20 protein-coding genes are annotated in these 25,150 nt (G+C 41.8%); 13 read left to right on the top strand and 7 right to left on the bottom strand.

Annotated elements, in window-relative coordinates:
- The first annotated feature begins 134 nt into the window (after positions 1–134).
- Positions 135–1,709 carry an alpha/beta fold hydrolase gene (locus G358_RS0113130; RefSeq protein ID WP_019637694.1) on the top strand — a complete coding sequence of 525 codons (1,575 nt, stop codon included), beginning with the start codon at positions 135–137 and terminating at the stop codon, positions 1,707–1,709.
- A 242-nt stretch (positions 1,710–1,951) separates the two neighbouring features.
- Here G358_RS0113130 and G358_RS30115 read toward each other — a convergent pair whose 3' ends face one another.
- Positions 1,952–3,247: a sensor histidine kinase gene (locus tag G358_RS30115; RefSeq protein ID WP_019637693.1), complete on the bottom strand. Its 1,296-nt coding sequence runs from the start codon at positions 3,245–3,247 to the stop codon at positions 1,952–1,954.
- Positions 3,244–3,960 carry a LytR/AlgR family response regulator transcription factor gene (locus G358_RS0113120; RefSeq protein WP_019637692.1) on the bottom strand — a complete coding sequence of 239 codons (717 nt, stop codon included), beginning with the start codon at positions 3,958–3,960 and terminating at the stop codon, positions 3,244–3,246. The genes G358_RS30115 and G358_RS0113120 overlap by 4 nt, the downstream gene beginning before the upstream one ends.
- 226 nt (positions 3,961–4,186) lie before the next feature.
- On the opposite strand from G358_RS0113120, the gene G358_RS0113115 reads away from it, so the two are divergent.
- From G358_RS0113115 to G358_RS0113105, 3 genes are read left to right on the top strand one after another with little or no spacing between them, the layout of a single operon-like run.
- Entirely contained in the window at positions 4,187–4,903 is a 717-nt protein-coding gene (locus tag G358_RS0113115; RefSeq protein WP_019637691.1) for an ABC transporter ATP-binding protein, read from the top strand.
- A 1-nt stretch (position 4,904) separates the two neighbouring features.
- Positions 4,905–5,693 (top strand): ABC transporter permease, encoded by a 789-nt coding sequence (locus G358_RS0113110; protein WP_019637690.1) that lies wholly within the window; start codon positions 4,905–4,907, stop codon positions 5,691–5,693.
- A complete protein-coding gene (locus G358_RS0113105) occupies positions 5,693–6,412 on the top strand; it encodes an ABC transporter permease (RefSeq protein ID WP_019637689.1) in 720 nt (239 codons plus the stop codon). The genes G358_RS0113110 and G358_RS0113105 overlap by 1 nt, the downstream gene beginning before the upstream one ends.
- Before the next feature lie 224 nt (positions 6,413–6,636).
- Here G358_RS0113105 and G358_RS0113100 read toward each other — a convergent pair whose 3' ends face one another.
- The 4 genes from G358_RS0113100 to G358_RS0113080 form a co-directional block, all read right to left on the bottom strand.
- Positions 6,637–7,572, bottom strand: a complete 936-nt coding sequence (locus tag G358_RS0113100; protein WP_019637688.1) for a DUF4179 domain-containing protein — start codon at positions 7,570–7,572, stop codon at positions 6,637–6,639.
- Positions 7,562–8,113, bottom strand: a complete 552-nt coding sequence (locus G358_RS31715; RefSeq protein ID WP_019637687.1) for an RNA polymerase sigma factor — start codon at positions 8,111–8,113, stop codon at positions 7,562–7,564. The genes G358_RS0113100 and G358_RS31715 overlap by 11 nt, the downstream gene beginning before the upstream one ends.
- Before the next feature lie 627 nt (positions 8,114–8,740).
- The gene (locus G358_RS0113085; protein WP_240480017.1) at positions 8,741–9,031 is read right to left on the bottom strand and encodes a hypothetical protein; all 291 of its coding nucleotides are present in this window, start codon (positions 9,029–9,031) and stop codon (positions 8,741–8,743) included.
- Positions 9,032–9,138: 107 nt separating this feature from the next.
- On the bottom strand, positions 9,139–11,649 hold the full coding sequence (locus G358_RS0113080; RefSeq protein WP_019637684.1) for a GH39 family glycosyl hydrolase: 2,511 nt from the start codon (positions 11,647–11,649) through the stop codon (positions 9,139–9,141).
- Positions 11,650–11,875: 226 nt separating this feature from the next.
- Here G358_RS0113080 and G358_RS0113075 point away from each other — a divergent pair, with 226 nt between their 5' ends.
- Genes G358_RS0113075 through pgmB form a run of 7 tightly spaced genes read left to right on the top strand, consistent with a single transcriptional unit; the run spans position 11,876 to position 20,073 of the window.
- Positions 11,876–13,450, top strand: coding sequence for a sugar ABC transporter ATP-binding protein (locus tag G358_RS0113075; protein ID WP_019637683.1), 1,575 nt, complete (start codon positions 11,876–11,878; stop codon positions 13,448–13,450).
- A gap of 27 nt (positions 13,451–13,477) precedes the next feature.
- Complete coding sequence (locus G358_RS0113070; RefSeq protein ID WP_019637682.1) at positions 13,478–14,491, top strand: ABC transporter permease; 1,014 nt, start codon at positions 13,478–13,480, stop codon at positions 14,489–14,491.
- Between the two features lie 41 nt (positions 14,492–14,532).
- On the top strand, positions 14,533–15,678 hold the full coding sequence (locus G358_RS0113065) for a sugar ABC transporter substrate-binding protein (protein WP_019637681.1): 1,146 nt from the start codon (positions 14,533–14,535) through the stop codon (positions 15,676–15,678).
- Positions 15,679–15,727: 49 nt separating this feature from the next.
- Positions 15,728–16,729, top strand: coding sequence for an ABC transporter permease (locus tag G358_RS0113060; RefSeq protein WP_019637680.1), 1,002 nt, complete (start codon positions 15,728–15,730; stop codon positions 16,727–16,729).
- Positions 16,730–16,747: 18 nt separating this feature from the next.
- The gene (locus G358_RS0113055; protein ID WP_019637679.1) at positions 16,748–18,451 is read left to right on the top strand and encodes a glycoside hydrolase family 3 protein; all 1,704 of its coding nucleotides are present in this window, start codon (positions 16,748–16,750) and stop codon (positions 18,449–18,451) included.
- Between the two features lie 13 nt (positions 18,452–18,464).
- Entirely contained in the window at positions 18,465–19,340 is an 876-nt protein-coding gene (locus G358_RS0113050) for an alpha/beta hydrolase (RefSeq protein WP_019637678.1), read from the top strand.
- A gap of 58 nt (positions 19,341–19,398) precedes the next feature.
- Entirely contained in the window at positions 19,399–20,073 is a 675-nt protein-coding gene (gene pgmB, locus G358_RS0113045; protein ID WP_019637677.1) for a beta-phosphoglucomutase, read from the top strand.
- 45 nt (positions 20,074–20,118) lie between these two features.
- Here the strand turns inward: pgmB and G358_RS0113040 are convergent, their stop codons facing one another.
- Positions 20,119–21,225 carry a glycoside hydrolase family 88/105 protein gene (locus tag G358_RS0113040; RefSeq protein WP_019637676.1) on the bottom strand — a complete coding sequence of 369 codons (1,107 nt, stop codon included), beginning with the start codon at positions 21,223–21,225 and terminating at the stop codon, positions 20,119–20,121.
- Between the two features lie 205 nt (positions 21,226–21,430).
- Between G358_RS0113040 and G358_RS0113030 the strand changes: the two genes are divergently transcribed.
- Together G358_RS0113030 and G358_RS0113025 are read left to right on the top strand one after the other, a co-directional pair.
- Positions 21,431–22,294: an AraC family transcriptional regulator gene (locus G358_RS0113030; protein WP_019637674.1), complete on the top strand. Its 864-nt coding sequence runs from the start codon at positions 21,431–21,433 to the stop codon at positions 22,292–22,294.
- A gap of 410 nt (positions 22,295–22,704) precedes the next feature.
- Positions 22,705–24,972 (top strand): helix-turn-helix domain-containing protein, encoded by a 2,268-nt coding sequence (locus G358_RS0113025; RefSeq protein WP_019637673.1) that lies wholly within the window; start codon positions 22,705–22,707, stop codon positions 24,970–24,972.
- Positions 24,973–25,150 lie beyond the last annotated feature (178 nt).

Here is a 25,150-nt window from a genome sequence, read left to right as displayed (position 1 = left end):
TGTAATGAAACCTTATCTTCCAACCAACAACTACGGATTGCCCGCTGGTCTTGTAATTGAATTGTTTTCCGAAATAGTTTACTATAAGCGACGTAACAATTTGGTAACAGCTCATTATGAGGAGGGCAGGAACCATGCCTTTTTTGACAATGAACCAGCTTAAAACGTATTACGAAATTCATGCTGCGAGAAATAAAGACGCCGAAACAATCATCATGATCCATGGCTTTGCTATGGATTCTTCTCTATGGGAACCTATGCTTACCCATTTGCAACATCGCTACCAGATTGTAATCTATGATTTACGGGGGCATGGACAAAGTGCTCAAGAAAGCCCCGATCTTGGATGGGAGCTGATGGCAGAAGACCTGCATGAACTGATCCAGCATCTTGAAATTGAAAGGTTTCATCTCGTAGCTCATGGGTTAGGAGCCCATCTTGCTGTTCATTTTGCAAGTAAGTATGCTGCTTACGTGAATTCCCTTATCCTGCTTTCCTTACCCTTTATGCATATTAACAATTACCCATATCAGCTTCTGAGACAGGCATTCCCACATATTAAGCAAGCAGTCAAAACTGGCAATACCGATGATCTAGCTCCTTTTCGGGATTTACTTCGTTTATACACCTCTTTGGAGGAAGGAGATCATGGGTTAGTTCAGTATTTTCATGTACTAGCTCAGTTACCTGACCATGTGTTCGCCCAATTGTCGGTCATGACGATGCAATCGCCTTTGTTGAATGATCTGACTCAAATCTCTGTCCCTACACTTACCATTACGGGGGATCAAGATGCCATTACATCCTCAGAATTAGCCAATATGTTATCGTTTTCTCTGGAGCACTATACACAACTGATAATGCCCAATGCATCGTTCCTGTTCTTTTTAGAGCAACCTGATATGACAGCACAATGGATCGATTACTATATCCAATTTAAGCTTCACCCGAGGAAAGAAAATCAAAATGATGTTCACTCTAAATTTGAAATGGCCTATCGCAACTTTTTTGTACAACACCATAAATATGAAGCAGCTCCCATGCTAGAGGTTAACCTGATCAATCAGTTCGAGGTAAGTATTGGCGGCTATTCGATAAAAGAAGGGATGAATCAACGCCATGCAAAGCGTTTGCTTGTCTATTTAATCTTTCATCCCATCACGACAAGAGAGCAAATATGCGATGCTTTGTTCCCCGATGTTCCGATCGCTAAAGCATTAAATAACCTAAAGGTATATCTGAACCACCTTAACAACACGATACAAGTTCCATTCATTCCCACCCCCTGTTTGAAATTTCATCAGGGAAATGTGCAGCTTCAATATAAAGTAAAATGTGATTTTATAGACTTCATCCTTGCCCTTCGTTTGGCCTACAATGAGAAGAATGAGGAGATCCGCTTCGTATTGGGCGAAACTCTACTTAGCTCTGTTCATGCGCTGCTGCCAGGAATGTATGACGATTGGATCATTCAATTACGGGAGATAGCCGAGCAACAATTGGTAGAGCTTAATTACTGGATGGCAAATAAATGTATGGAACGTAGCGAAAATCTGCAAGCCATTCATTATTGGACAAATATTTTGAAGTATCAAGTAGACCATGAGGAGGCTTACGAGGAAATCATCCATCTATACAGTACTATGAATTTACCAGATGAACAAAAACGCTGGGAACAAAGGAAGCAGGCAATTCTTAGGAAGCATTGAACAGACGGGAGGAGGGGCAAGGTACTCGGGGCCAAGAAGCGCTTCAAGTCGGGGCGAATTTCAATTCTCCGAATTAAGAACCATTTTATGCACTTTCGGCCAAAGATACAGGTTGAAGGTGCTTTTTCACGACTATTTTCGTCATCTACAACTTGTCATCATGCTTATCATCGGCGGTATGCAAGTTGCAAAGCAGAAGAACAAATAGTTCGTTATACTTTATTGCAGAATGCAACGCTTTTCTATTCTCCATCTTCTTGATCGTATACATTAAGTAAAAGTATACTTACGATATACTGATTATCTTGAATCCATTGGTTATAGATTCCGCCATTCTCTTCTACAATTCTTTTCACATTTTTAATTCCAATTCCCTCGAATTGTCTATTCTTTCGAGTTTTAAGCTCGACAAGATCAAATACATTTGAAATTTCTATAAGCAGGTTATTATCAAATTGTTTGATAAGAAGTGAAATCTCTTTTTCTTTAGAATCAGATAAGCGTCCGACTGCATTTAAGGAATTATCGATTAAATTTCCTAGCACAACTGCCAAAATATCATGATCTAAATTAATTTTTTCAGGAAGTAGAGATTTAACGTTTAAAGTTATGCCGATGCTTTCAGCAATCGATTTTTTTTCATTCAGAAGATAATTTAGCACATAGTTATTTGTAAAAAAATAATCAATATGTTCGATTTTCTGTATCGAATTTTGAAGATATTTTTCAGCCCCAGCAGTATCTCCTTGACTTAACATCCCCATTAGAACGATGTATTGGTTTTTTAAGTCATGCTTCATGGAATATAGTTTAGATTGTGAATGCTTAAGTTGTTTAAAAAACTTCAATTCTGATTCAAACACCATTTTCTGAGTTGTAGTTTCTGCAAGCTTCTTGAAATATCCTCCAAGTATAAAATAAAGATGCAGTATGCAAATATTCATATAAATAATACATGCAGATATCAATACATAAATTAATTTAGGATGAGTTATGAAATCTATTTCGGATACTACAGTAGTACCTAACATAAATACCGATATTATGGGTATAGAAATGAGTGACATTAAAAGAAAGATGTTGACTGGTCGCTTTAGTTCACGCTTTTGAAGAACGACTATTTTTAGGATAGCTACCGTCATTAGTTTAAAAATTATTGCAATACCTACTCCACCAGCGATAAAGATTAAATTTAATACATCATCTTCTGATCGCGATATCACTTTAGGAAGAGATAACGCAACTGAATCACAAATTACAAATAATGATAATAGGAAAATGAACCAATTAGACTCTTTTCTCATATCGATCTGATTTCTTTTTGCAACAAGTAGAAACAATAAAGCAGTAAAGATGATATGGATAAAAGTGTTCAATTGTTGACTAGATAGCACAAATACGGGAAGCAAAAGTGCCAAGAGAGCAATAAGCATGTTTTCTAGAGAAAACAGTTTCCGTAAAGAATGATTTGAAAAAAAATGATTGACCAGCAACAAGTTAACAACAAAGTTGAATAATGCAATAAACATATCACTCATGATATGAAGTCCCTTAATCTCATCAAAATTTGCTTTCTAGCTTGATCTTTAAATTTGCGGCTCATTGGTATTTCAACCGTCCGCGTACCATTTAAATTAACAGTAATTGTATTAGTACTAATTTGTTTTACATGTCTAGCGTTAACAATAAACGAAGTGTGCACCTGTACAAAATCATCATTAACTTTGGATAATAGAGTCTTTGTGAGAAGAATCGTTTCATATATTTCAGAGGGCGTGTGAATAAGTACGCTCCTTTTATTTTTTTCAAAGTAAATAATTTCACTAAAAGAAAGACTGTAAAAAACTTTGTTAAAGGTAAACATAAATTTTGAATCATCTAAATCTAAATATTTAATAGCGCGATTCAAGACAGGGTATAGTTTGTCTTTTGTTACGGGTTTTAAAATGTAATCAAACGTGTTAACCTTAAAAACCTTCTCCATATATTCTTTAAAACTGGTAAGAAAAATAATCGGACAAGTATAATTGTTCTTTCTAATGGTCTCGGCAATCTCTATTCCCGATCGATTAGGAAACTCAATATCTAAAATAAACAAATCATATGTATTTTCTTCAAGTAATTTAATTAAACGAAATGGATCATAGAATATATCAATTTCAAATAACGAGGAGTCATATTCTAACATTAAATCTTCGATAGCTTTTGCAATTACAGGAACATCATCACAAATAGCAACTTTGATTACCATCGTTTCACTCCCTTACCACGTCCACCACTACAACCTCTTCCATAACCAGTTTAATTAGACATTATCATTATTAGTATAAAAGATCCTGTTCCCTATATCCAATTATTAGATCAGCATAGAAATTATGTCGATAATTACATATAACTTGCGGTTTGTTACACAAAAGATAAATAGTTTTAAAATAGGACTATTATTAAAACAAATATTCTTCGGAGGAGATATTATATTGACGAATACTACAAACAATATTGTTATATCACAGCTATGTAAGCGACACGGAGAAAAAGATATATTGAAGGATGTGTCATTTGAAGCCAAACAAGGGAGAATCACAGCTTTTCTTGGACCAAATGGTGCAGGAAAAAGCTCAACACTTCGTATTTTGTTAGGACTTGATCGTTCAACAGGAACGGCAACTTTTGGCGGAAAGAACTATGTAACATTGGATACGCCATTGAAAGTGGTAGGAGCCGCATTTGACGGTATTGGAGGTACACCTTCTAGAAGAGTAAAAACCCATCTGAACATCACAGCACAAAGCAATAGCATCCCTTTCCGTCGTGTGTCCGAAGTATTGGAAATCGTCGGTTTATCAGAAAAAAGCAAAGCGAGGCTGGGAACATTATCGCTGGGGGAAGGACAACGCCTTGGACTTGCCGCAGCTCTTCTGGGAGACCCGCAATATCTTGTTCTTGATGAACCGACCAATGGACTTGATCCCACAGGAATTCGCTGGTTTAGAACATTTATTCGTCAGCAATCAGACATGGGAAAGACTGTTTTGTTGTCATCCCATCTTCTTTCTGAAGTGGAAGCTGTGGCGGACGATGTAGTTATTATTCATCATGGGAGAATAATAGCAACGGGTGAGCTTCAAGATGTTATGAAGAATCTGGAGTCATTGGAGGATGTGTTCTTTTCTCTTACAGAAGGTGGGGCATAAGATGAACAATTTTTCTAGAACTATACGATTTGAACTGATAAAGATTTGTTCAAGTAGGGTTTGGTGGGTCATTTGTGCTTTAGTTGTCGTTATTCAACCCTTACTCGCACTTATCGCAGCAAAAAGCTATCTTCAGATTGGTTTAGACGCGACACCAGAAACTCACCCGCAATTAGCAGTAGCTTTACCTCCCGTGGACTATATAGGATTTTCTGTAGTGACATTTGGGTTATTATGGATGGTTATCTTTGGAGGAATGATAGGGGCAAGTGAATATAAACATCATCACTTACGTACAACTTTACTATGTCAAAGTAGTCGTATTAAGGTGTTTTGTGCGAAAGTACTCGCACTTTTAATATGCAGTGCATTCATATCATTTGTAGCGATTTATGCTACAACTTCTATCACACATCTTGGTTTGGGGGAACTAGGATTACATCCATTTTATTTAAGTACAATAGCTTGGCAGTTTATTGGCTATTCAGTGCTGGTTTGGATTATACTAACCCTACTTTCTTTTGGAATCGGAGTGCTCTTTAGAAATGCTATAATACCTACTGCTTTTTTTATTCCTCAGTTTTACATTATTGGGATTTATTTAGTTGAAAGATGGGAATGGGGGAAGTATTTTCCTGTGGCTGCAAGTCTTCTTCTAGTTGCTTCACCAACAGACCCTTATGAACATGATCCATTAAAGGGCGGTATCGTACTGCTGATATGGGTGACATTAGCTTTAATCACGTCTTATTACGCTTTTATTCGTAGTGATGTAGGAGGAAAATATTGATGTACGCTGCACTCTGTAGTGAGAAAACTAAATTTTTTTCTTATGGTTGGTGTGTTCTAGGTGCAGTTGGAGCTATTATCGTTCCCTTACTCTATTTATTAACATCCGATACACCAAAGGTAGGGCAAGAGCAGGAAATCCTTTCTCTTTGCTTGCAAGCCCTCTATTTAGGTCATCCAGCAATTATTGTTGCCAGTGCAGGTTATTTTGGACAAGAATATTCGCACGCTGCTCTAAGAACAACACTTCTCACACAACCATCAAGATTAAAATTACTATGTTCGAAATTTATCAACATGACGATCATTGTAGTGTTTACAGGAATAGTTTCAAGTGTACTTGGTTTAATCGTTCTTTATTTTCAACATGATATGGAATGGACAGGTACTTTCATAGTACGGGTATTTGGAAGTATTTCTCTTGTCCTACTTAGTTGGATTCAATTAGCTTGGATCACCTCTGCCTTATCTATTATTACAAAATCGCTTATAGCACCTGTCGCTATCATGCTCCCGCTTGCATTGGGACTTAGCCACATGTTGTTTTCTTTTTTTCAGTTGGCCAAATTTTTACCTACTCTGGCTACAATGAATCTTTTTTCAATATCTGCAATAAATATCTACTTAGACAAATGGTCGGGACTAGCGGTTCAATTTTCTTGGGTAGTATTACTATTAATGATTTCTGCTTGGTTGTTTTCATATCGTAATGTTCGTTAATAGAGTGGTTATTAGTGTTACTCTTCAACTAACGGGGGTGTTAGTTGAATAAGAAAAAAATAAAAAATAGAACTTCCGCTTTAATGGAAGTTCTATTTTTTATCATTAATATCAACATTGAAATGTTAAGCTGAGGAGAAGAATACAAATTGCCTCCGATACAAAAAGAAGTTGCATCGGTTTCGGATACAAGCAGAATTAATGCATCGCATCGTTCAGAGCGGTTAATCAACATTAAATGCAATATCATTAATAATCACTTGCTTTATTGTATTCAACGGAAGCGTCTTGGAGAAGTGTATAAACATATCTGTTTTATAACCATTAGTATAACCTCCCCTGCTACTGAGTAAATAGCCGCTTTCGAATAGATGGTTCTTTTGCTGCAGCAACAACTCCTTCGTTCCGTTATTGAACAGCAACTCGATTTTATAGTCATATTCCCGTACATTCGTATCTATATCTACGGCTTCGAAAGACAGCCCAAGTTCTGACAGAAAAAGCTTGTTGAATTGATACTGGTACCCATTCGTAGTATCTTCCGTAATGTCCATACCGATACGATCTACAGTAGGCGACAGTGAAACCTTAATGGGTGTTTCCATTCCATCAAGAGAAAATCGAAGATTACCGTCGTTGCTAATGCCTTGGAGTTTAGATGGGCCCGAGAGCTCTATTTTATAATATCTGATGAACGGCTCTCTATATTCATCTAGTTCTGATACACCATAGTCGATACCAATATAAGGGGTTTTATAGTTAGGAAATCGATAGTTGTCAAAATGTTCTTTGCTTGACTCGCCTAACGCCTCAATGGATACAACAACATAACCAATGCTTGAATCTGTCACAATCTCATGGACTTCCAACTTATAATCCTTGTTTGAAATAGCTTCTCCCAACGTAAGAACTTTGGACTGTTGAATACCTGTTATTTTGCTGATTATATTTTGTATACCTTCTGCATTAAACGCGTATGCTGCGCTCCCTGTTGTAATCACAAAAACAGCTACTATCACGCAGGCAACTTTGGTGAATCTGTTCTTGAACGCAAACACCTTACGCCTCTTCTTATCCCGTTGTATCTTACTCATTGTTAAACTCTTTATCCTATTCAGATTAATCTCAGGAATCCCTGCGTCATGACTATTATTGACCATACTCGATACCTCCCTCTTCAAAATATTGGACGATTGTTCTCCTACCTCTATAAATTTTCGACTTCACCGTAGACAAGGGAAGTTTGTACATCAGGGCAATATCCTCAAGTTTATAATTCCAGATATAGTAAGCGTGGAGGATATCGTTGTCTGGAGGCTTCAATGTAGCGATCAACTTCTTAATAGTTGCGATGCTCTCTTTCTGAATGAGTGCTTCGTCAGCTGTTGGGGAATTCACTATTGAGAGTTCATCATCCAACGGCTGGTCATTCTTCACAATCCTCCATTTATTTCTGGTCATGTTCCGCGCGATTTGTGCCAAGTATGGCTTTAATGACTCTATTTGCACAATCTTGTGCCTACTTTTCCAAATGGCATAAAAAACATCGGATACAACCTCTTCGACATCCTCAGCATTTAATGCTGAACCGCCAACTCCATAAACAATGGCCGCAGTGTATTGACCGTATTTAGTAATGAGTTCTTCTATTGCTTTGTCATCGTTTTTCTTAAGTCGTTGTATTAACAAACTATCGCTCAATTTCATCCCCCCTCACCTACCTATACAAGGGATGTCAGAAAAAAGTTTCCATGTGCTGCTAAATTCATTTTAAAACAACTAATTATTATGTAATATTGATCGCGAGATTTACAAGTTTTAATCATTACAATAAAGTTTTGTTCTATTGCTACAGGTTAGAATATGAAAAAGACTTGATAATATGGAGAGCTAGAGCAGCTTGAAATAAAAAAGGTTGAAGAGAAGGAGATCTCCTTGGAAGAGGCGCTTAACAGAATGGAGTCAGAGGGACAATTTATACTTGACCAGGAATTAAAAAAAGGAAAATCCCTAGTGACTGTAGGACAGAATAGGGGAGGCATCCCATATTCTTTAGCTCCTCTTAAAAAAGCTGCCGGATACTTAGTTGTCGTACACACTAAGCTGTTAAACATTATGCTGACGTACACTAAATGGATTTCATGTAACTAATTATGCTCAAAACGAATGCTTAAGGGGATTAGATGGATTTTCTGCATCTATAATCAAGAATCCATTACATGATTGACAATTTCCTTCTTCTAACGACATGAAATCCATTTAAATTTACACTTCTTTCTTGGCGGCAGAAACTAACTACTATAAATCCATTAGATAAGTGTTGAACTATTAAAAGGTTGTAGGGGAAGTAAAGATAACATTACCATCGTTGTAAGGATCCATGATCCGATCAGTATCTAAACTCATTTCCGGTGAAACATTCCCTGCTGCTTGAGAAGGTTCTCTTCGTTCCCGAAACAGCTGTCCGATTGCAGTTGCTTTGCCATCTTTAATTTGTACAAAAGTACAAAATCCATCTTTAAAATAGTAGGTGTCTGCTCTTCCAACGGGGAAGGAATATTGGTGTAAACGATAACCATCAAATGTGCCAAACGTTTTGAAATCTGCGTTGATCGGCAATGCGATCGCGGCTTTACGCCCTGCTTGAAGGTCATCTTGATACAGTATGCTCTACAGAATAGGAAATACCTAGGCGACTAGCGTATCTGTTTATTCTAGTCTAGCGGTTACCCTCTACCCATAAACCGCTTCACTTCAATGAGACGGATTTCAAATGGTTCCAAAACGGTGTGTAAGAGTAGAGTGCCAGAACAGCTTACTTGTTCTTTTTCTATTTTGGGGATGGAAAGACTCCTCAAATAATTGACCTCTTCATCCGAATAGTCCAGTGAGATCCCCATTCGCACCTCTTGATCGAAGGCGCTGCCATGTTCGGGATTGACGTAATGATGGGTAATGATGTAGTCCCCCTCCATATTAGACAGGCTGAATTGGAACTCCCGTTTTGATTTTCGCGGGAAATGGGAATACCGTTCGCTGTAGGAAATACTAAGTGAGATTCCTTTCGCGTACATCTCGTCATAATGATGATAATTATGAAGAATAATCTGATAGCCCTCCAGAGACCTTGTTATCATGAAACCATCCCCATTCGCAACCAACGAATTTCCGAGCTTATTCAACAAAGAAAAGGCATGGTAGGCCGGTTTTTTAATTTGATTGTAAGTAAACATGCCAAGGCCGCCGTGAAACAAAGAAGAAGGTAGTAGGTTCTCCTCATGCAGGTCGGTTAAGAGCCAATACCCAAAAGCATCCAGACGGTCGTAGTTCTCAATCACATGCTTGACGATATAGGCAGATTTAAAGCAGGTATCGTTCACTAAATCCTTGTGCGAAACCGTTGAATTCCATTCCGTCATAAAAACCGGAAGATGCCCAAGCTCTAAATGCTGTAATCCGTTCTGCAAGCGGTCAATAAATTGCTGGAATGAAGTTGTAACTGGGCTGAGGTACAACTGATTATCCATCATTGGATGGTGAAGACCTGCATTTGCTAAATCAATATCATAGTAATGAACCGTAATAAAATCAGGGATACAGTTCTGCTGTTTACTGAAAGATAAAAAATCAAACAGCCAATCCTCACTCTTGTTATAGGTTGAAAAGGCAGCGGGACCACCGAATTGTAAAGAAGCATCAACACTTTTAACCGCTGTGCGTGTATGCTCATACAGCTGATAAAAAGTCCAGTCATCGGAAAAGCCGAATAAATGGTTAGAGGAACTTGGTTCGTTCCATACACAGAACAGCCATGAGCGAATTTCTTCAATACCATAGCGCACCATAAAATGACGAGTCAGATCCGTAATGAGACGATCCCACTTCTCCATATCATTGGGGGGACTTGTATTAATTTGCTTATAAAATACGGCTTTGGATTTGTCGCTAGCGAGGAGTGACGGCATAAATGAAAATTGCACCAGCGGCTTGAGTCTAATGGATAACAAAAAGTCCATCACCTTATCAATGAGCCGGAAATTATAGATCGGCCTTCCTTGGCTGTCCTCACTGTATACCATCATATCGTCGTCCAGCAGACTATGCATTTTAATGTAGGTAAAGCCAATTTCCTGCTGCGCAGTCCGCAAAGCCTCCTGAACATCCGCCAAGAGCACCTCTTTAGCTCTGCTAACCCCGGTAAAAGTTTTAAACGTATGCTTAAGCTGCCGGCCAGGTACTTGTGTGTCTATGTAAATCGAAGCAGAATGAGTAGGGTAATTCGGTTTCGGGATGGATGCGGGTTTATAGTCAATATGCTTGTCTATGAATAATGAAATTTCTTCATGATAAGATTGTGGTTCATCCTGATAATAATTGACCGATTTTTCCTTGGTTGCTTCAATACTGCCCAATACCTGACTGGAATGCTTCTTGCGCCAAACACTTGGGAGTTCATTGAATTTCTTCTGGAATGCGGTTACAAAAGAACGTGTATTAGGAAATCCGTTATTAGAGGCAATCATGTCAATGGTTAAGGTATCGTTGAATAAGTCATTGACTGCATGATGCAGCCGAACCTGCTTCAGATAGTCTTTGAATGAAACGCCCATGCTCTTGGCAAAAAATTTAGATAAATAAGGTACGGATAAGTACTCTATATTGGCTACAGACTGCAGCGTAAGCGGTTCTCGATACTTACTGTTCAAGTAATCCAGAATTCTACTCAATCGATCCAAGCTTTCTTGGGAATGCTTCTTTGTACCGTTCTTGGAACTATTGAAGTTGGTACATAGCTCATGGATCAGCTCGTAAACCAGTGAGGCATTTTTCAGATCAATGTATTCATCCGCGCCGATATTGTGTTTTAATATTTCGGCGACAATCCTTTTAATATTTTGGAAACGACTAGAATCAGCTGAAACGGCGGAGTTACAGTCGAAATACAGCTTGTTCATGTCCTGTACGCTTTCATTCAGCAATTCCATTTTGATTTGCAGAGCAATCATGGTGGCATCATTCGAATGCAATTCATGGATTTCATTCGAGTTAATTAAGATGATGTCTCCAGAGGTCAATGTATATGGGGTTCCATCAACGGTTATTTCTACCGTTCCCTTAATATTTACGATCAATTCGAGAGATTGATGCCAATGACGATTCACATCGCCAATTCGATGTAAAAAGAACTTAATGGGAAGCTTTTTAGGGAAATTGATAATTTCATGGCGGTATTCCATCTTAGTCTCTCCTTGATATGCAATTATTTAATCTACAGCGTGTAAAAAAGACAGCACTTTTTTATTGTCTATCCGTTATTTTTGATTTTCTATCAACATTTCAATTATAAAGGTTAAATATACGCCCTCTAGTAGTTAATCTATACACTTATATTATACCAGACTTGATGATAACATATTGAAGTACAGGAAGCGATATTACAGGCTGAAAAGGATGTACATCAATATGGAGAAAAAGGTGTTTATAGAAACGGTAAATTTGACCAAGAAATTCGGTGACGTGAAAGCGGTTAATAAGGTCAGCATGAAGGTTTATTCCGGAGAAATCCGCGGGTTAATCGGGGAAAACGGATCTGGAAAGTCAACGGTTTCGTCTATGCTCAGCGGCTTGCTTCCAGTAACTCAGGGGGAAATGTTTATGTTTGGTTCCCCTTATCGTCCCCGTAATACACTGGATGCCAGGGACCAAAAGGTCTCGATGATAGTACAGGAAACGGGGACGATTCAGGGGCTATCTATAGCAGAAAATATATTTCTGGGTGATGAGGCTAGGTTCTCGAAAGGAGGCTTTGTGGATCGAGGTGCCATGCATCGCGAATCAAAAAAGGCGCTTGAGTTGATTGATATGGGGCATTTGGATCCAAGCAAACCTATACAGACCCTCAATTTTGAGGAGAGAAAGCTGATTGAAATTGCGAGAGCGCTTTATCATGACCCCAGTCTGTTTATCGTCGATGAAACGACCACGGCTTTATCGCATGAGGGCAGAGAAATGATCCATCGGATTATGCGGAGATTGAAACGGGAAAACAAAGCGGTACTATTTATCTCTCATGACCTTCCCGAATTGATGGATATCTGTGATTCACTAACAGTGATGCGAGATGGCCATTTAATTACGACCATTGATCGCCAGGACTTTGATGAAAGCATGATCAAAAAATCGTTGGTTGGAAGAGAGATAGAGGGGGATTATTACCGCAGCGACTGGGACAGCTCACATGAGAATCAGATTATGATTTCTGTGGAGAACGTGAATGCAGGTATTTTGCAGGATGTTAGTCTTCAGCTTCATAAAGGGGAAATATTGGGCGTAGGCGGTTTGTCCGGGAGCGGCATGCATGAATTAGGGAAGATCATGTATGGAGATCTGCAGCCAGCTAAAGGGAAAGTGACGGTATACGGTTCAAAGCCAAAGACATCCTGGTGGAAGAGACTCGGGAAAAGTGGAAATGATAGTACCGCTCCTCATGATCAGCTCTATCCCAGTCCAATGAAGAGTATTAAAACGGCCATTCAGAATAAGGTAGGATATGTTTCTAAGGATCGGGATCAGGAAACCTTGATCATGGACGCATCCATCAAATCAAATCTGACCCTATCAGCACTGGATCAACTTAGCCGCATGGGCATGATCTTGCCAGCGTCGGAAAGGAAATTTGCCAAGCAGCAAATCGAAGGGCTTAATATCAAATCTAGCAGTATGAATCAGCCTGTCGGTGAGCTTTCTGGAGGGAATAAACAAAAGGTATCCTTTGGGAAATGGATCGGAAACGATTCGCGGATCCTCATTTTGGATAGCCCGACTCGTGGAGTAGATGTGGGCGTGAAGGCCACGATGTATCAATTGCTTTATTCACTTAAGAGGCAAGGATATTCCATCTTGATAATTTCAGAAGAGCTACCCGAACTGATCGGTATGAGCGACCGGATACTAATAATGAAAGATGGACGGATCAAAAAGGAATTTATAAGAAGTCCGGAATTAGACGAGTCCTCACTTATCGAACACATGATTTAGAGCTATCAGGAAAGGTGGTGAATCTAGGTGGACACATTAGAAAGGACAGAGGACAGTGATTTGGGTGCTCGCACACTTGGGTTTAGATTGTTCTCTTCTTTTATGAAGAAACATAAAAACACAATAATTCAGTACGTGGGTCTATTGCTTGTACTTCTTCTTTTTACGATCTGGACTGAAGGCAAGCTGCTAACCCCTTTCAATATCAAGACGATTATTCGACAACTGGCTGTGTTGTATACCATTTCTATCGGACTGGTGTTTGTTTTTTCCCACGGAGGCATGGACATTTCGGTTGGTGCCGTGCTCGGGCTAAGCTCGATGTCCACAGCTCTCGCAATGAATGCAGGTGTTCCTTTCTTTGTTGCAGTTTTAATTGCACTAGGGGTTTCGGTAACATGTTATTTCATTAATATCATTATTGCTGTTCAGTTTGGTCTAATGTCAGTCATCTCTTCACTTGCCATAATGTTTATTTCTCGGGGGATTGTCACCTATAAAGTTTCAACATCCGTAGAAGCGATTAAACTTCAAAATTCATCAGCGATGGATATTTTTCGCAATCAAACGTTTATTTTGATATCTCTAGTCGTGATTGGAATTATCGGATTGATCTTGTTTAACTGGATGAAGATAGGCAAGCAAAGCCGTGCCATTGGTGATAACCCTTTAGCGTCGATGCAGAGCGGTGTGTCGATTAAGAAAACCAAAATCATAGGTTATCTCCTTGCAGGAGTCCTAGTAGGCTTTGCATCCTTGTTCTCATTAGCCAGATCATCAACCATAAGTGAGAATACAGGAGCCGGACTCGAGATGGATGTTATAGTGGCTCTTGTTCTTGGGGGGCTTGCTCTTAATGGCGGCAGCAAATCCAAAATGAGCTCGGCGATAGTCGGAACCATGACCTACGTGCTGCTGAATAACGGATTGGTCATGGTGGGTGTGGCTACAGAAATGGTGTCTTTAGTAAAAGGGGTGATCTTCCTGGCAGTTGTATTTCTCCTGCTTAGAAGGCCGCGTTCAGAAGTTGTGCCAAGATAATATTATTGTATTTCGAATGCAAAAGAGAGAAGGGGAAATCTATGAAAAAAAACAAATGGTTGCCAATGTTTGTTACTGTTGTCTTGTTGTTCACCTTTGTACTTGCCGGTTGTACAGGCAGTAACGAAAGCAGCGAAAATAACGTAAATAGTAGTTCTGCAAATAATGAAGGGAAAAACGCAACGATCGGGGTTATGCTGTATAACTATACCGACATCCAAGGTAAAGAGATTAAGTCGTATTGTAGCTACTTAGAGCAAAATTTCAATGTTACATTCAAGTATGCAACTATTGGCTCTAGTGAGGAGGAGCATATTACAGGTTTGGAAAACCTGTTGGCTTCCGGAGTAGACGCCGTTATCAGCGGCTATGACACGGCACTTGAAGAAAGCCTGAATCTTGCAGATGATGCAGGTGTCTATTATGCTGTTGTGCTTGGTGAAGCGGATGAGAATGTGAAGAGCGACTATTTTGTAGGGGGCATTAAGCAGTTTGGTGAGAATCCTGCCGTTCTGGGAGCTGTATATGCAGAACAGGCCAATCAAGCAGGAGTAAAAAATGTTGCGATTACTTCGTTCCCGGCGTTTGCATTTTTGGATGCACCTGTCATCATCCAAGGATTTAGCGACAAGATGGCGGAGTTAGACAGTGCTGCAAATGTGTATGAGCCTGAGTATCATTCATTTGCACCTCAAGATGCGATAGATGCAGTTACGAAAATCATATCTGATCATGGTGATGTTGATGCCATTTTTGCTCTAGGCTCCGGTATGGACTTTGTTTACCCAGCTGTACTGAACAGCACTAAATCAGATATTAAAGTACTGGCGCTCGGTTATAACGACTCTACAGAAGCAGCGCTAGAGAATGATTCAGTATTAATGGCGGGAACCAACAACTACAGTCAGATTATCGCCAATGCTTTTGCTCAGCTCTATGATCGCCTTAACGGGCACCAATATACAGATTGGAAGCCGAACGGAAGAGTCAACTATGCAACAATCAAATCGGTACAGGACGTCGCTGATTTTAAAGCTTACGTCATTCCAGAGGATAAATCCCAAGGCTCGGTGACCGTGGATGAGCTTAAGCAGGAAATGTTAACATACAACGATCAGGCAACCTGGGAAGGGCTCCAAAAGTTAACAAGCCGGACGATTTCCGAAATTAAGAAAGCGAGACAATAACGTATTTGGCTGGGGGACTCCCCAGCCAAATCTAATGGAGTGAGCAGCAATGACAGGCAGAGCAGCCACTAATATTTTCAATTTAATAAAGACATTTTCGTTCCCTATCCTTGTCTACGTAATCATTCTATTAACTACATGGATAACCGGTGATACGGGGTATGCATCGGCGGGCGCGTTCGACCGAATTATCAGAGGCAGTGTATTGTCCACGGTTATCGCGTTTGCGATTGCCCTCCCGCTCTCAGGAGGAAGATGGGACTTTGCACCAGGCATTATTATAATTTTAGCTGGAATCATTGGCGGAAATTTGGCGATCAATCTGGAGTTAGGGCCTGCTATGTTACTCTTCCTGACGATAGGAGTAGCCATCTTGCTGAGTACGATTGAAGGTTTTCTGTACTTGTTGTTAAGGGTTCCGACGATCATCGTTTCTCTAGGTGTTGTAATGGTATATGAGGCGCTTTCCGGAATTTTATATGACGGGTCAGGAACACAGCTATATATGTATCCCAACTTAACGATTTTTGCTAGAAGTCCTTGGTTATATATTCTACTGGCCGTAACGATGGCGATCTTTTACTATCTCTTGACCTATACCAAGTTTGGTTATGACATAAAGTCATTGTCTGCGAATCCGCGCCTTGCTGTCAATATGGGTGTTAATGAGAAGAAAAACATCATGTTCACCTATCTGGTTGTTGGGGCATTGCTCGGCTTGGCGGCTGTGATTAACACATCTACTGTACTTGTATCCCCAGCAAATAATCTGAGCTCAACATTTTTGATGTTCTCTTCCATGGGCCCCGTACTTGTGGGTCTGTACTTGGCCCGGTTCACTAACCTCGCGCTGGGGATATTTGCTGGTGCGATTGGCATGAATGCATTGTCTTACGGCATGGTTGTATTAGGAATAGATAGTGCAATCCAGACCGTTTATCTGGGGATGTTTATTGTCATTTTCATGGGACTTACTACCAATGAGCATATTATTCAAGGTTTATTTGGCAAGATGAAACGCCGTTTTTCATCAACAAGTGATGCGAAATAGCCAGCAGGAGGATAAGGTATGAGCATAGAAAAGCTGAGGGAGAAACCGTTTAATTTGCAGAATGAAGACCTCAACTGGGTAAAAGCAACCTTTGAGGGGATGACTACAGACGAAAAATTGGGCCAGTTGTTTTTTATGGTTGGATATAAACAGGATGAGGCATTCTTGAAGCACTTGACTCAGGATATTGGGATTGGCGGACTGATGTGCCGCTCCATGGATAAGCAAAGTGTTATAGGCACGGTATCTACTCTGCAGTCGTCCTCAAAAATTCCAATGTTAATTGCAGCAAACCTTGAAGCAGGAGGCCAAGGGATTACCACGGATGGTACCAAAATCGGCTCCAACATGGCGATCTCGGCTACCAATGATACCGAATATGCTTATCAGTTAGGCAAAATCTGTGCAAAAGAGGGGAAAGCGGTCGGTGCGAATTACGCCTTTGCCCCAGTGATTGATATTGATTATAACTTCCGAAATCCGATAACCAATACCCGTACCTTTGGAAGTCATCCTGAACATGTCAAAGCGATGGGGGCGGCTTATGTTAAGGGTTGTCAAGAAGAACAGATGGCGACCTCGATAAAGCATTTTCCAGGGGACGGCGTGGATGAGAGGGATCAGCATTTATTGACTTCAGTCAATACAATGAGCCCGGAGGAATGGGATAAGACCTTTGGCATGGTCTATCAGGAACTGATCGATCAAGGGGCCATGACGGTTATGATTGGGCATATCTGTATGCCGCATTACTCCAAAAGATTAGACCCATCGCTTCAAGATGGAGATATTCTTCCCGCATCTCTGGCAAGAGAGATTCTGAAAGATCTGCTTAGGGAGAAAATGAATTTTAATGGCTTGGTTATTACGGATGCTTCAACAATGGCCGGCATGAATATTCCAATGCCCAGAAACCGATTGGTGCCTCTGGCCATTGAGAATGGCTGCGATATGTTCTTATTTACAAAGAATCTTGAAGAAGATGTACGGTTTATGAAGGAAGGGTTGGAGAAAGGTTGGCTGTCTCAGGAACGATTGGATGAAGCTGTCATAAGAATATTGGGCTTAAAAGTATCCTTACAGCTGCACAAGAAAAATAATGTTCCATCACTGGAGCAGGCTGGAGAGATTCTTAGACATCCGGATCATCAGGCGATTGCCAAACAGGTCGCTGATCGATCTATCACGCTGGTGAAGGAAGAGCAGGGAGTGCTTCCCATATCTCCGTCCAAGTTTGGCCGCATATTACTGTATGATATTGAGAGTGATGCGAACGCGCTAGGATACAGCAAGACCAATGGGCTGGCCCCGGATTTCAAATTGCAGCTTGAAGCGCAGGGGTTTACAGTTACAAGATTTGAGGCCAGTGGAATTTACGAAGGGCTGCAAAGCTCATTTGATGAAATGATCAAGCAATACGATTTAATCATTTATCTTTGCAATTTGGCAACCAAATCGAATCAGACAACTGTACGAATTGAATGGATGAATCCAATGGGTGTCAATGTGCCGATTTATGTAAACTCGATCCCAACGATTTTTATATCGACCGAGAATCCATATCATCTGTTGGATGTGCCTCGAGTCAAAACATACATCAATACTTATGGAGTGAATGATTATACTCTTTCGATGCTCATTGACAAGCTGATGGGAAGATCGACGTTTAAAGGGATCAGTCCTATTGATCCATTTTGTGACCGTTGGGATACGAGATTATAGTGAGGTGTAGAAGTTGATACATGAAAAACTAAAGCTTTTTGAGCATTCACAGGCAACCTTGACGACCTATGTACTGGAAGATGGAGAATATGATCGGAAGAATCTGATTCGCCCAGCTGTAGTTGTCTGTCCTGGAGGAGGATATACGGTCATCTCGCAAAACGAAGGAGAGCCGGTCGCCCTAGCCTATGCAAGGGCGGGCTATCAAGCATTTGTGTTAAATTATTCTGTCAAGATCGACAACCCCTTTCCGACTGCTTTGCGGGAGTTGGCAAAGGCGATGTCAATCATCAGGGAGAATGCACAGAAATGGTTGATCGATCCCAATGATATATCGGTTGTGGGCTTTTCAGCTGGAGGTAATCTGGCACTCAGCTTAGGTGTAAATTTTCAAAAGTCAGTAGTCACTAGCGAAATTGGATTAACGTCCGATCAGATCAAGCCGAATCGCCTGATATTAGGGTATCCAGCCGTCACCCTTCAGGCACGGTCCACAGAAACGCCGGCTTTCATCATTGAAATGATGGAAAAAGGCCTGATGCCCGATATGAGAGGGCCTAGTATTCAAGAAATTCTGATAGGCAAGGAAAACTTAACCGATGAAGAAATTGAATCCTTGAATTTGCTCCAATATCTCCATAATGAGATGCCGCAAACATTCATATGGGGAACTTATGAAGACACGGTGATTCCGCCGACCGATTTGCTCGGGCTAGCTGAGCAGTTGTACAAGTGTAAGGTGCCTTGTGAGCTGCACCTATACGAAAAAGGTCCGCATGGAATGTCACTCGGCGACGAAACCGTAAAGGATGCGGATCAAATTGATCAGTTAAGCATCGGCACTTGGTTTGATCTAAGTTTAAAATGGCTGAAGCAGACCCGGAAGTAGCTTCATTCCGGACAGGCGATTCAACATATCAACTGAACATCTGGAGAGGAATCTGATCATGGGAAACTTGCCTAAAGCGGTCATATTTGATTTAGACGGTGTGATCACGGATACCGCTGAATATCATTTTTTCGCTTGGAAGCAGTTGGCTGAAGAGCTTGGTGTGACCATTGATAGAGCCTTTAATGAGAGGCTAAAAGGTGTAAGCCGGATTGAATCTTTAAACCGGATTCTCGCGCTTAACCCCGAATTTAAGGATATGTCTGAAGAAGAAAAAAGCAGGCTTGCTGCCAAGAAAAATGAATACTATAAGGGGTTTATTGCGCATCTCACCCCTAAAGATGTACTTCCAGGGGTAAAGCAGTTTATTGAGGAGCTAAGAGAGAAAGATCTAAGGCTTGCCATTGGCTCTGCCAGTAAAAATGCACCGGAGGTTCTAAAGAGACTCGAACTGGAACAGATATTTGATTATGTTGTGGATGCTGCCAAGATTTCAAAGGGAAAGCCGGATCCGGAGACATTCACGAATGCTGCCGATTACTTCGGTATCCCTTATGAACAATGTATTGGTATAGAAGATTCTGAAGCAGGTATCCAGGCGATCAATGCGGCGGGAATGTTCTCAGTGGGGATCGGTCAGGCATCTGATTTGGCCAAGGCGAACTATTTAATTAAAACAACTGCTGAGCTAAGCTACACGGCTATTATTAAATGTTATAATCACCGGAAATAAAAAAGAAAAAGCTGCAACCCGCAATAGGGGCTGCAGCTTCTGATGTTAATGGCCTGCTTTTTGAGCCAGGCTCATTTCCACGCACATGAGGATAAAGGCGCCTGCGCCGTGCAGATCATTCTCGCTGGTCGGGCGGGCAATATAGTGGGCGTAATCTCCGATTCCTGTGCCAATACAGATTTGGCCGATGATCACATTGCCGTTCTCGTCGAGCTTCAGTGTATCGATCACGCCCTGATAGCCTTTCCAAGCATACTGCAAATATTCGGCATCCAAATAGCCTAAGCGCACAGCTTTGGCAATGGCATGAGCGAATAATGCGGTACAGGAGTTTTCCAGCCAATTGTCCGGCCGATCTCCTTTGTCGACAACCTGATACCATAAGCCGGTTGCCTCATCCTGGTATTTCGTCAAGGCAATGAGCAGATCCTGGAGGATGGTGACCAGCTTCGCTTTATCCTTATGATCTTCAGGAAGATACTCGAACATTTCCAGAAGGGCAACTGGGTACCAGCCGATGGCGCGGCCCCAGAACTCCGGAGCCAAGCCGGTAACGGGATCAGCCCAGGCGGCTGCTTTGGTTTCATCCCACCCGTGGTACAGCAAGCCGGTTTTAGGGTCCTTGGTATGCTTCTCCATCAGGAGCGCCTGATACGTCATCATGTCAAAATATTCGCTTTCACCGAAGGTTTTACCAAACTGGACGGCGATCGGCCCAGCCATATACAGCCCGTCCAGCCACATTTGATTCGGGTAATGCCCCTTATGCCAAAATCCGCCCGAAGGATTGGTCCGCCATGACTTCAACAGGGGGACAAGCGTGTACAAGGCTTTCTTATACCGCTCGTCACCCGTTTGCTCCAAGAGGTTAAAGAGCAGCACGCCCGGTTGAATATCATCCAGTTCATCGGCGTTGTATTTCTTAATGCTGCCGTCCGCCAGAACCTGGCTATCCACCCACCGTTTGATATAATCATAATATTTTTGATTCCCGGTCTCCCGCCAGCATTTCTCCATCCCGGACAGAAAGACTCCCTGATGATAGTGGAACCTGTCCGGCGGAAGCAGTTCCGGCTCAAACTTGGACATTAATGCCTCGCAGGCCCGCTCAGCCCATTGAATAGGGGGATATTGTGAAGAATTCATTTTCATTTTATTCACTCCTCCTTGCTGCAGTTAAGCATTATATTAGCATAAGGATATGTACATTTTTTGCAGAAACAGCTCAATTCTTCTTATTTCTTGCGGTAATTGAGGTAAGGGGTATAATTAAAGACAAACCGGCCCCACGCTCCCGGAGCGAGATGTTGAGCTGCAGAATGACGGTTGGCCCATATAAGAGGAGGGAGGGCATAGGATGAGAAATATGTTATTCGACAACGGCAGAGGGACCTTCACCGTATCCCACCGGAAGGCGCTAAGTCATCATATGCCAACGAACCATTTTCACAGCACGTACGAAATTTATTACTTGATGTCCGGCAAACGAGAGTTTTTTATTAAAGACCGGACCATGGTCGTCAACGAGGAGGATATTATCATTATTTCCCCAAATGTTCTGCACCGGACGACGAATGCGGAAATGCCGGAGCATGAGCGGCTAATCGTTAACATTCATGAGAGCTGTATGGCTTTAGAAAACCGTGCTTATGCGGACATACTGCAGATCCTTTTCGAGCAGGAGTACATTATAATTAAAGTGCCCGAGCAGGAGCGGCTTGCCCTCGATGCGCTTGCAGGACGGATCATCCAAGAAATTACGGATAAAAAGCCCGGCTTTGAAATGTATGCGCAGACTTTGGTTCTCCAACTGCTCATCATTTGCTGCCGGCATGTCAAACAAAACAGCATAGAACCGCTGGAGTCGCCGAGTCCTATGCATGAAAGAATTTCCGAGATTGTCCGTTATATTAACAATCATTATATGGAGGAGCTGTCGCTTCATTTGCTGGCAGAGAAGTTTTACGTTAGCCCCTATTATTTAAGCCGCTTTTTTAAAGAAGCGACGGGCTTTACGTTCGTGGAATATGTGAATAGCGTCCGGATCAACGAAGCGACGAAGCTGCTCGAGCGGTCATCCCTGAAGGTCAATTTGATTGCCAAGAAGGTTGGCTTCGGCAGTGTTACCCATTTTGGCAGAGTGTTTAAGTCAGTAACAGGGCATGCCCCGTTATATTATAGAAAAGAAGCCAGCGAGCTAATAACTAACCCCATTCGGTAATTTCTCCAAGTCTATGCTCTGTAGCTGTGAATCCATCTGTCCGCTACCCTCATTTTTATCAGCTTTAACAATAATAGCTTTAATCTAGCAAAGCGGGGATAATCCTCTCTTTAATGAGTAGCCATCGGTCATGGGGGTTCATGATAAATTCCGATGTGATGGCTACGACTAAATCTTTAGCGGGAAACACCTTGCCCTAAGGGCAAAGACAAGGCGAATCTGCTAATTCGCTTTAAGTATTTTCTATTTGAACCTTCCTGGGTTAACTTATACAATTAAGAAGAACGTCTTCGATAATTTATGCAATTCCTATAAATGTATAAATTTAATACACAATAAAGAAAGCGCTTACTGGAATGGCGGCTTTGTTCTCTTCTGACAGAGTGTACAAATTAAAGGAGTGGTTGACCTTGAAAAACAATTGGTACCGCCGTATGCTGCTTTCCTATTTCCCTATTTTTTTGATTACGATTACGATCCTCGTCTTTTTGTCTTTCATCATAGTAAATGAAATCTCGCAAAAGGAGACAGTGAAGGCCGACCGGATTTCAACTGAATATATTATGAACACGGTAGAGCTGTCATTAAAAGAAATCGAGATGAACGTATTAGAAGAAGTGGAACACAATGAACGCTATGAATCGTTACTGCATTTGGGATTCGACAGGGGGAAACGAGAAACGGTATATGGGGTGGTCGGCAGTTTGAGGACACTGATCTCCAGGGATGAGCTGATCGATTCCATCTACGTCTATAGGAGTAACAGCAGGCAGGCGCTGACTACGAGCGGGGTAGTGGAATGGAGCGATTTCGCCGATCAGGCATTTATCGAGCAGGTGCTTGAACAGCCTGAATATCAGGGCTGGTCCGGGATCAGAACGTATCATGAAATGAAAACGGATAAGATAAGACGGGTTATGTCCATGTATAAAAGGGCGCCGCTTCCTTTTGGAACCCAGGGCTTTGTCGTCATCAACGTCAATATGTACGCTTTGGAGCAGAGGATCCGTAATATGATTGGCGATGACTTATCGTTTATGAATATACTCGACAAAAGCGGAAATATTGTATTTTCGTCCAGTGATTACGGCAGTGATGCGAAAGCGGATGAGGCGAGGGATAAAGTTCTGAACCGTATAACATCCACGCTAACCGGCTGGACATTTGAAAGCGGGATTTCGGCAGGTCAGCTGTTCGTCTGGGTATCCGTCGTTTCGTACATTTGGATTGTGCTCGGATTAGTCACGGTGCTGGGGGCAATTGCTTATATATTGTATATTACTAAACGAAACTATAAACCGATTCGGGTCATGATGAACCGGATCGAATCGATTCGCGACCGGATGGATAATCTCAGCGTCCCCAAAGCCGATGAACTGCTGCTGATTGACCGGGCTCTTGAGAACCTGATCCAGCAAACCTCGGACTATGAGAAACGGCAGCATGAGAATATGCTGATAGCAAGAAGGCAGCTGTTTATTGACATTATCCAGGGCGAACGGCTTGGGAAGGTGAATGAAAGGCTGCGGGAGCTTAAGCCGCTGCCCGATGAGGTGCTTGGCGGAAGGTATATCGTGATCGTGGTAGAAATTCTGGACTTCTCCGATTTTCAGAACCATTTCTCCGTGATGGATCAAAGTACACTGAAGTTTGCACTAACGAACGTGCTGCAGGAAATTGCCCGGGAGGAGGGCTTGCACGGATGGGGGGAGTGGACAGAGGTCAATCGGATGGGGATGATCTTTGCGTTACATTCGGAGAAGGGGAAGGAGAATGACATCATTCGCAAATTTGCGGACAGAGGCATTCTCTGGACACGTGAGCATTTAGGCATGTCCCTGATGGTTGGCGTAGGGCCCTGCTCTGCTTCCTGGGAGGAGTTGGCCGCTTCCTATCAGATGGCAGCCCGGGCGCTCCAGCATAAAATGTCACTCGGCAAGGAAGCCGTTATTATGAGTGAGGACATGCCGGACAATGGCAGCCGGCTAACGTACAGTCATTTGCAGGGCATCGCCCATTTCGTGAAGCAGTTCCGGCTTTCCAACGAGGAATGGCGCAGTCATTTGGAGCGGATATTCGAGGCGATGGAGGCTGACGGCCTGAAGGATGAGGATATTCGGCTCCTGCTGCAGACGATGATGGAGATGCTGGCGAGAGAGCTTGGAGAGCTGTCCGAGCGCCTGCTCGAGTCCTTCAGAGAGGAGCAGGCCGGACGGTGGCGGATGGAAGTAGAGAACACTGAATCGTTGGAGCAGCTTCGGTTACTGTTTATGGAGGAGCTCTCGGAAATTTACCGTACCTATGTGGCGATCAGTGAAACTAAAAACCATCGTGCGATGATATTAGAAATGAAGGCTTATATTGAGGAGAATTTCGCCGATCCGGATTTGTCATTAAAGCATTTAAGCGATCGTTTTGATATTTCGGGAAAGTATGCAAGTTATTTGTTCAAGGAAGAATTTAATATGAAATTTGTTGATTTTCTGGTGCAACTGCGAATGGCCAAAGCGGAGCAACTGCTCGTAGAAACCGGCGAAACCGTGCAAAATATTGCCCTGCAGGTTGGCTATGCGAACTCCATCACCTTCGGCCGGACGTTTAAACGGGAGGTTGGAGTCACTCCAGGAGATTACCGGAAATTAAAAATCAAGCCGCAGAGAGACATGACAATATCATAAAGAAGCCGGACAGTTAAAAATACTGTCCGGTTTTTTTAAAATTTGAAAAAGGTTTATTGCAAGAAAACGGTTGGTTAAAGGGAAGATCATAGGTTGTCCGGCGGTTCCCTCCAGCGGTTTATCCTTTTGAAACTGGTTTATTGCCTGGCTTTACGAGGTCGTGTCATACTTTGGGCAT

Origin of the sequence: Paenibacillus fonticola DSM 21315 (genome assembly GCF_000381905.1) — a bacterium.
GTDB lineage: Bacteria > Bacillota > Bacilli > Paenibacillales > Paenibacillaceae > Fontibacillus > Fontibacillus fonticola.
Note: the sequence above shows the minus strand (reverse complement) of the source record. Positions and strands in the feature narration are given on the sequence as shown.